This is a genomic window from Azospirillum endophyticum, assembly GCF_016595245.1.
Lineage (GTDB): Bacteria > Pseudomonadota > Alphaproteobacteria > Azospirillales > Azospirillaceae > Azospirillum > Azospirillum endophyticum.
In genome coordinates this window covers 1-7822 of record NZ_JAENHM010000029.1, presented here as the reverse complement: position 1 = coordinate 7822, position 7822 = coordinate 1, and the positions used below count along the sequence as shown (strand labels likewise).

The window sequence follows — 7822 nt, the reverse complement described above, 5'->3', positions numbered from 1 at the left end:
GATTTCTCTCCAAATCCGGCTTCGATCGAACTCATGGTGTGCCCTTCCGAGACGAGGGCCTCCACCGAATCAGAAACCGCGACGTTCGTAAACCGCCGTTAACCCGGCTTCGGAGCCCTGGCTGGCGGGCGGCGGATGTAGACTCCCGCCCGATTTCACGTCAGGCCGATCAGATGGATCAGCGTCAGGCTGATCGTGCCCAGCGCCAGCAGCGAGAGGACGACGGCCGCGGTGACCCGCCCGCCGGCCCGCGCCACCGTCCGCACATCGACTCCCAGCCCCAGCGCCGCCATCGACACCACGGTCAGCAGGGTCGCCGCATGCTCCATTGCCGGCAGGGCGGCCTGCGGGATGAGGCCGCACGATCGCAGGGCGATCATCGCCAGGAAGCCCTGGATGAACCACGGCACCAGGTGATGGACCGGCGGACGGGCCAATGGGCGGGCCGGGCGCGGACGCTCGGCACCGGCGTCGTTCTCCTCTCCGGCAAGCCGGGGCGCCAGCAGCGACAGCAGCAGGCAGACCGGCCCCAGCATCAGCACCCGGACCAGCTTCACCAGCGTGCCGACCTGCACGGCGGTGGCGCCCAGCGGCGCGGCGGCGGCGATCACCTGCGGCACGGCATAGACGGTCAGCCCCGCCAGCGCGCCATATTGCACCCCGCTCAACCGCAGTCCCATGCCGAGCAGCGGCAGGCCGAGCACGACGGCGACGCCCAGAACGGCGGTGAAGGCGATGGAGGCGGCGACGTCGTCGCTGTGGGCGTCGATCACCGGCGCCACCGCGGCGATGGCCGAATTGCCGCAGATCGCATTGCCGCAGGCCACCAGCACCGCCATGCGCACCGGCAGGCCGAGCAGCCGCCCGATCCCGAACCCCGCCAGCAGCGCCAGTGCCACCACCCCGGCGATCCCCAGCAGAAGCGCCGGCCCCGCCGACAGGATGGTGGCGGCGCTGACCGACGCACCGAGCAGGACGACCGCCACCTCCAGCAGGATCCTGGCGGAGAAGGCGATGCCCGGATGCCAGTTTGCCGACGGCGTCCAGGCGGTGCGCAGGGCGGTGCCGATCAGGATCGCCAGCACGAGCGCCTCGATCCATGCCTCGCCGAACAGCGTCCTCTCCGCCGACGCCGCCGCGAAGGCGAGTGCCGTGACGGCGACGCACAGCGCAAGGCCGGGCAGAAGGCTGCGGACATGGGCAAGTGCAGGATGGGCAAACGCAGGCTTTCCCGGCACCGCCTTTACCGGTGCCGCAGGGTCGGGAGTCATCGAACGGGTCTCCATGAACGGTCGGGAACGGGCAAAAACACCGTTCCGATGCGTAGAATTATGGAGACCGCATCCGATCACATCCAACGCAAAGACCTGATGCGTTCGATAACTTGAGTTTATGGATCAGGCCGGCAGTCCGTCGTAGAATTCGGGCATGCGCCAGGGCCCGCCGAGGTCGGCATTGCGCAGCAGGAGCACCAGCTCGTCGCGCGAGCGGGTGACGGCGGTATAGAGCCAGCGCCAGCGATGCTCGCGGAAGGCGGCGGAATCGTCGACCACGGTGACCGACGGGAACTCCGACCCCTGCGAGGCATGGCAGGTGATCAGCCACGCCCAGTCATAGAGCTGGATGTCCTTCCCCACCCGCGGCTGGACCATGCCTTCGGTGTAATGGGCCTGGAACATCCAGGGATGGACGATCAGCTTGCCGCGCGACCGCACCTCGTCCTCCATCTGCACGCCGAGCGACCACAGCCCGGCGTCGCGGCCCTGCGCCTCGGCGGCCGGGCGGGTCAGCGCGCCGATCATGCCGTTGTAGAGCCCCTCGTCCTTCTGGTTGCGCCGGCAGATGACGCGCTCCCCCGCCTGCGGCATCGTGGAGTCGTGGCCGAGCAGCGCGCGCATCCGCTTGGTGTAGCTGGTGCGGACGCGGTGGGTGCCGCAGATCGCCTGCGACGAGGGGCGCATCACCAGCGACTGGGTGCGCTGCTCCATCGGCAGGACATGGACCTTGCCGACCGACCCGAAGCGCCGCGGCATCTCCTGCCGGCGCAGCAGGTGGGCCAGCCGGATCACCGGGCTTTCGCGGGCGGTGCGGTGCGGCTCGGTCAGGCGGAAATCCGGCTCGCCGCTGGTGAACAGACCCTGGCCGGAGACCGGCGGCAGCTGGTAGTCGTCGGCGATGACGAGAATCTTCTTGCCGGTCCGCATCAGGTCGCGCGCCAGATCGTCACCGACCATCGACCCCTCGTCGCAGACGATCAGGTCGGCGTCGGCCACCGGCCCGTCGCTGCGGCGAGCGAAGAACAGCTCGCCGCTGTCGCCGTCCTTGCGCGGGGCGTAGAGCAGCGAATGCAGGGTCGCCGCCCCCTCGATCCCCTTCTGGCGCAGCACCTGGGCCGCCTTGCCGGTGGGGGCGCCCACCACATAGTCGGTCAGCCGGCGGCGCTCCAGCAGATGCTCCAGCGCGAAGGCGGTGGTCTTGGTCTTGCCGGTTCCGGCCTCCCCGGCCAGCCAGAAGACCTGCTGGGCGTCGTCGTCCTTGTACCAGGCGTCGATCGCCTGGATGGCGCGATTCTGTTCGTCGGTCGGGCTGTCGGAGGTCGGGCTATCGGACTGCATTGGATCGAACCGGGATCAAACCATGAATGAAGCCGGCACAATAACCCGGCCCCCCACCGACGGTCCATAGAACTTCGCCGCGGCGACACCATCTCCTCCGGAACCATGGTTGCAAAGGATCCGGTTCGCATGCGCAATCCCTATTGGCAGGGTCCCGTCTCTTCGAATTTCGACGGGCTGCGTTTCTTCAATCCCGACGAGCCGGAGACCGATCGCAGCCTCCGTCAGGTCCTCCGCTGGCAGTGGGACCGGAAGGCGGCGAAATGGCCCAAACGGGTGCCGGTCACACCGGTGATGCCGGCGCGAAGCTTCCCCGGCCTCCGCGTGACCGTGGTGGGGCATGTCACCACCCTGGTGCAGGCCGCCGGCCTGAACGTCCTGACCGATCCGGTCTGGTCCGACCGCGTCAGCCCGGTCCGCTTCGCCGGGCCGAAACGGGTGACCGCGCCCGGCATCCGCTTCCACGATCTGCCGAAGATCGACGCGGTGCTGCTGTCGCACAACCATTACGACCATCTCGACGTGGCGACTCTGAAGCGCCTGCACCAGCGCGACGCGCCGCTGATGGTCACCCCGCTCGGCAACGACACCATCCTGCGCAGGCACATTCCGGGGGTGCGGACGGCGGTGGGCGACTGGTGGAGCCGGTTCGGGATCGGCCCGGATGCCGAGGTCCACATCGTGCCGGCCAACCACTGGTCGTCGCGCAGCCTGCGCGACCGGCGGATGGCGCTGTGGGGCGGTTTCGTCCTGCGTACGCCGGCCGGCTCGGTCTATTTCGCCGGCGACACCGGCTATGGCAGCGGCGCCGCCTTCCGGGCGATCGGCGAGCGGCTGGGGGGCTGCGATCTGGCGCTGATCCCCATCGGCGCCTACGACCCGCGCTGGTTCATGTCGGCCCAGCATTGCGACCCGGACGAGGCTGTGCGGATCATGATGGATGTCGGGGCGAGGAAGGCGGTCGGCATCCACTGGGGCACCTTCGCCCTGACCGACGAGCCGCGGGACGAGCCGCCGCAACGGCTGCGCGCCGCGCTGGCTGCCCATGGCATCGACCCTGCCCGCTTCGAGGTGGGGCACCCGGGGACGGCCGTCGATGCCTGAATAATCGCCGGATCAGCGGCGGCTCCATCTCGATCCGCGGCGCCTGGGTGCCGCTGCGTCAGGCCAGGGCCGCCCACGCGGCATCCTGTTCGGGCTGTCGGCGGCAAGCAGCCCGTCATCACCCCGGCCGACGGCGCGGCGCCGGGGCGCCAGCGCCGCTACCGCCTTGCTGCTCAAGCCGGGGTCGGCGCCTGTTCCGGCAGGACGCCGGAAGCCTTCAGTTCCCGCCAGAAGTCGACAGGAATCGGCTGGCCCATCAGCGTCACATTCTCCTGTACCCGCGCCGGATTCTTGGTGCCGGGAATGACAGAGGCGACGACCGGATGCGCGGCGCAGAACTGCAGGGCCGCCGCGCGCAGGTCGACGTTGTGGCGCTTGGCGATCTCCGCCAGCCGGTCGCGCGCCGCCACCTTGTCGGCGGACGCCTCCTGATACTCGAAGGTGCTCCCCCCGGCGATGAGGCCGGAATTGTAGGGGCCGCCGACCACCACATGCACGCCACGCTCGGCGCAGCGCGGGAAAAGCTCGTCCAGCGCCGGCTGGTTCAGCAGGCTGTAGCGTCCGGCCAGCAGGAAGACGTCCGGGTCCGCCCGCTCCAGCGCCATCACGCAGGGCTCCACCCGGTTGACGCCGAGGCCCCAGGCCCGGATCACCCCCTCCTCGCGCAACTGGGTCAGCGCCACGGCGGCGCCCTTCATGGCGGTGTCGAACACCTCCAGCCAGCGGTCGCCATGGGCGTCCTCGGCGCAGTCGTGGATATAGGCGACGTCGATGCGCGCCATGCCCAGCCGCTGCAGGCTGTCCTCGATCGAGCGCCGCACGCCGCCGGCGCTGTAATCGTAGTCGACGCGGAACGGCAGCCCCTTCACGAAGGGACCATGCCGGCCGCCCTTGCTCGCGTCGGCGCGCAGCAGCCGGCCGACCTTGGTCGACAGCACGAATTCGTCGCGTGGCCGGTTGCGCAGGACATGGCCGAACCGGTGCTCGGAAATGCCGGGACCATATTCGGGGGCCGTGTCGAAATAGCGGATGCCGGCCTCCCAGGCGGCGTCGAGCGTGGCCTCGGCCGTCTCGTCCGTCACCTCCTCGAACATGTTGCCCAGCGGGGCGCCGCCGAAGCCGAGCGGGCCGGGCGGGGCGAAATGCGTGCTGTCTGACATGGGAAAACCTTTCCGTCCATGACGCCATTCGATGTGCCCGACCAACATCGCGCTTCGGCGGACCGTTCCGGCCTCATCCGGTCACTACCGACTGTCCAGCCGGCGCTTGATTGCCGTTTCCGGCATGCCCAGCTTGCTACGCGGGAGCGGGCATGGGGCGGAACGGGCAGGGATCAGGACGCAGATGGCGACGGGAGCGAAAGAAAGCACGGAAATTCTCGCGGAGGCCCGCCGCATCCTCGCCGCCGGGGACGAAGGCGCCCTGGCAGCCCCGGCGACGCTCGACGATCTGGCGGCCTTGCTCGCCGACGTCTTCGACGAGAGCTACACCGCCGAACGGGTGCTCACCCTGCTGACGCCCTCCCGCCGCAGTGCCTTGAAGAGCCGCTTCGCTGTCGCAGACGAGTCCGGAGGCACCGAAATCTGGCTGCCGGCCGATGTGTTGGACCGGCTGCGGAGCGTCGCCGACACGCCGCTCGACGCCATCCGTGCCCTGCTGGACAGCGGGCGCGGCCTGCCGGAACCGGGCAGCGAGGAGCATTGCCGCAAGCGCCGTTGCGCCCCCCAGATACTCCTGTCCGATCCCGGCGGCTGGCAATGCCGGACCTGCGGCCTGACCGGGCGGGTCGACTTGCCGCCCAACCCCATCGTCGCCGGCCATCTGGCCGGCCAGCGCGCCCGCATCGCCGAACTGCACGGCCTCGCCGCAGCGATTTACGAGGGCTGGGGCGCCGGCGAGCGCTTCACCGTCGCCGATGCCGCCGCCAACCGTCTGCCCGGCATCCCGGCCGACCGCGACCGGCTGAAGGCCCTGCTGGCCGACCTTGTCCGCGACGGCCTGCTGGAGGAGGCGCCCGGCCCGCGTGGCGGCGCCGGCTACCGCGTGCTGGAGGAACCGCCGGAGTGGATCGCCGACGCCATGGCCGAACGCCGCCGCCAGCGCGAAGCAGAGGCGCGCGTCCGCGAGGACCGCGCCACCGCCCTGCGCAAGGTGCTGGAGGACGGGCTGACCCACACCACAGCCGACGGAGAGCGCGTGGAGATCCTGCAGAACGACCGCGGCCTGGAACTCCGCTTCCCCTCCATCCCGTCCTGGGAGCTGCGGGAGGAGATGAAGCGGCAAGGCCATTGCCGGTGGGACGGACGGCGGCGGCGCTGGTGCCGCACGTCCCCGGTCGCGGGCGTCGAACCCTGGCTGGCGGCGGCGCTGGACGCCGGTGCCACCGTCGCGCCGCTGGGCACCGCCGACCCCGATGCCGAGGATTGGGGCCACGAGGAGTGGCCGGACTGAAGTCGTTCTACAGATCCACCTCCAGCGTCACCTTCACCGGGTCGAGCACGACCATGGTCTGGAATGACTGCACCAGTTCGTTGTCGGCGAACAGCCGGCGCGACAGAACCTCGTAGCTCGCCATGTCCGGCACCAGCAGGATCAGGACGAAGCTGGCCTTTCCCGTGATGAAATAGCATTGCTGCACCTCCGGCGCCTCGCGGAACAGGCGCTTGGCGGCGGCGATGGTCGGGGAACGGTCGTTGACCGTCTGGACCTCCACCACCACCGTCACCCCCTGCCCGACTGCGATCGGATCGACCACCGCCACGTTGCGGCGGATGATTCCGGCCGCTTCCATCCGTGCGATGCGGCGCTGCACCGCCGGGGCGGAGAGATGGACCGCCTCGCCGACCTCGCGCTGCGAGGTCTTGTTGTCGCGCTGGAGGATGCGCAGGATCGCGCGGTCCTGGTCGTCAAGCTGATCGGGCGGGCGAGCGATCGTTGAGCGCATGGCGGCTTTTGCGAAAGAACAATGCGTCGAATGGCCGAAACTTAAACGCCCCGCCCCCCTCCGTCACAGTATCTTTTCGTCCGACCTTCTTTTGCCGGGAGCCGGACCCGTGGCGAACGCCTCCATCGAAACGCCTGCCGCCACCCGGCCCGAGCCGGCGGCGCTGCCGCTGCTGATCCTGCTGGCGTCGCTGCTGTCGCAATATGTCGGGGCGGCCTCGGCGAAGTCGCTGTTCCCGCTGGTCGGGGCGGAGGGGGTGACCGCCCTGCGCGTCGGGCTGTCGGCGCTGATGCTGATGGCGATCCTGCGCCCGTGGCGCAGCCTGCCCGGACGCGGGGATCTGCGCAACCTGCTGGTCTACGGCGTCACGCTGGGCGCGATGAACCTGTCGATCTACCGCGCGATGGAGCTGATCCCCATCGGCATCGCCATCGCCATCGAGGTGACCGGGCCGCTGGCGGTGGCGCTGCTGGGGTCGCGCCGGCTGAAGGATTTCCTGTGGATCACCTGCGCCGCGGCGGGTCTCGCCCTGCTGCTGCCGCTGCGGGAGGCATCCGCCGCGCTGGACCCGGTCGGCGTCGCCTATGCCGCGGCGGCGGCCTTCTGCTGGGCGCTCTACATCGTGTTCGGCAAGCGCGCCTCGTCCCTGCCGGGCGGGCAGGCGGTGGCCTGGGGCATGCTGGTCGCCGCCAGCTTCACCGTCCCGCTCGGCATCGCCCATGCCGGCACCGGGCTGCTGGTCCCGGCCGTGCTGCTCACCGGTCTGGCGGTGGCGGTGCTGTCGAGCATGGTGCCCTACCTGCTGGAAATGATGGCGCTCCGCCGCCTGCCGAGTCCCGTGTTCGGCCTCGCCGTCAGCGCCTCCCCCGCCGTCGCGGCGCTGATCGGCTTCCTGATGCTGGGCGAGCGGCTGAGCGCCGTGCAATGGGCCGCCATCGCCTGCATCATGGTCGCCTCGGCCGGCAGCGCGCTCGGCAAGGGCCGGCGCGGAACGGCGTGACGGTCCTGAGATGTCTCGCGCCAATCGCATATAGCAATAATCCCCTCTCCCCGGGGAGAGGGCTACGGGATGCACAGATCTCGCGCCTGCAACAAGGTGCACAGTTTGAAATTGAAAAAGCCCCTCTCCCCTCGCGGGAGAGGGGTTGGGGTGAGGGGG

Annotated in this window: 7 protein-coding genes; 3 read left to right on the top strand and 4 right to left on the bottom strand. The window is 70.0% G+C overall.

Annotated features, from left to right (window positions below):
* Positions 1–155: 155 nt before the first annotated feature.
* Together JHL17_RS09355 and JHL17_RS09350 are read right to left on the bottom strand one after the other, a co-directional pair.
* A complete protein-coding gene (locus tag JHL17_RS09355; RefSeq protein WP_200192382.1) occupies positions 156–1271 on the bottom strand; it encodes a YeiH family protein in 1116 nt (371 codons plus the stop codon).
* A gap of 126 nt (positions 1272–1397) precedes the next feature.
* On the bottom strand, positions 1398–2615 hold the full coding sequence (locus JHL17_RS09350; protein WP_200192380.1) for an ATP-dependent DNA helicase: 1218 nt from the start codon (positions 2613–2615) through the stop codon (positions 1398–1400).
* A gap of 129 nt (positions 2616–2744) precedes the next feature.
* On the opposite strand from JHL17_RS09350, the gene JHL17_RS09345 reads away from it, so the two are divergent.
* Complete coding sequence (locus tag JHL17_RS09345; protein WP_200192378.1) at positions 2745–3719, top strand: MBL fold metallo-hydrolase; 975 nt, start codon at positions 2745–2747, stop codon at positions 3717–3719.
* Positions 3720–3892: 173 nt separating this feature from the next.
* On the opposite strand, the gene JHL17_RS09340 is transcribed toward JHL17_RS09345, so the two are convergent.
* The gene (locus tag JHL17_RS09340; RefSeq protein WP_200192376.1) at positions 3893–4879 is read right to left on the bottom strand and encodes an aldo/keto reductase; all 987 of its coding nucleotides are present in this window, start codon (positions 4877–4879) and stop codon (positions 3893–3895) included.
* A 184-nt stretch (positions 4880–5063) separates the two neighbouring features.
* Here JHL17_RS09340 and JHL17_RS09335 point away from each other — a divergent pair, with 184 nt between their 5' ends.
* Entirely contained in the window at positions 5064–6170 is a 1107-nt protein-coding gene (locus JHL17_RS09335; protein ID WP_200192374.1) for a hypothetical protein, read from the top strand.
* A gap of 7 nt (positions 6171–6177) precedes the next feature.
* Here JHL17_RS09335 and JHL17_RS09330 read toward each other — a convergent pair whose 3' ends face one another.
* Complete coding sequence (locus tag JHL17_RS09330) at positions 6178–6663, bottom strand: Lrp/AsnC family transcriptional regulator (protein WP_200192372.1); 486 nt, start codon at positions 6661–6663, stop codon at positions 6178–6180.
* A 109-nt stretch (positions 6664–6772) separates the two neighbouring features.
* Here JHL17_RS09330 and JHL17_RS09325 point away from each other — a divergent pair, with 109 nt between their 5' ends.
* The gene (locus tag JHL17_RS09325) at positions 6773–7663 is read left to right on the top strand and encodes an EamA family transporter (RefSeq protein ID WP_200192370.1); all 891 of its coding nucleotides are present in this window, start codon (positions 6773–6775) and stop codon (positions 7661–7663) included.
* Positions 7664–7822 lie beyond the last annotated feature (159 nt).

Bases quoted from the DNA above. Each gene is read 5' to 3' on its own strand.
- JHL17_RS09355 (WP_200192382.1), bottom strand. From the start codon at position 1,271: ATGACTCCCGACCCTGCGGCACCGGTAAAGGCGGTGCCGGGAAAGCCT.
- JHL17_RS09350 (WP_200192380.1), bottom strand. From the start codon at position 2,615: ATGCAGTCCGATAGCCCGACCTCCGACAGCCCGACCGACGAACAGAAT.
- JHL17_RS09345 (WP_200192378.1), top strand. From the start codon at position 2,745: ATGCGCAATCCCTATTGGCAGGGTCCCGTCTCTTCGAATTTCGACGGG.
- JHL17_RS09340 (WP_200192376.1), bottom strand. From the start codon at position 4,879: ATGTCAGACAGCACGCATTTCGCCCCGCCCGGCCCGCTCGGCTTCGGC.
- JHL17_RS09335 (WP_200192374.1), top strand. From the start codon at position 5,064: ATGGCGACGGGAGCGAAAGAAAGCACGGAAATTCTCGCGGAGGCCCGC.
- JHL17_RS09330 (WP_200192372.1), bottom strand. From the start codon at position 6,663: ATGCGCTCAACGATCGCTCGCCCGCCCGATCAGCTTGACGACCAGGAC.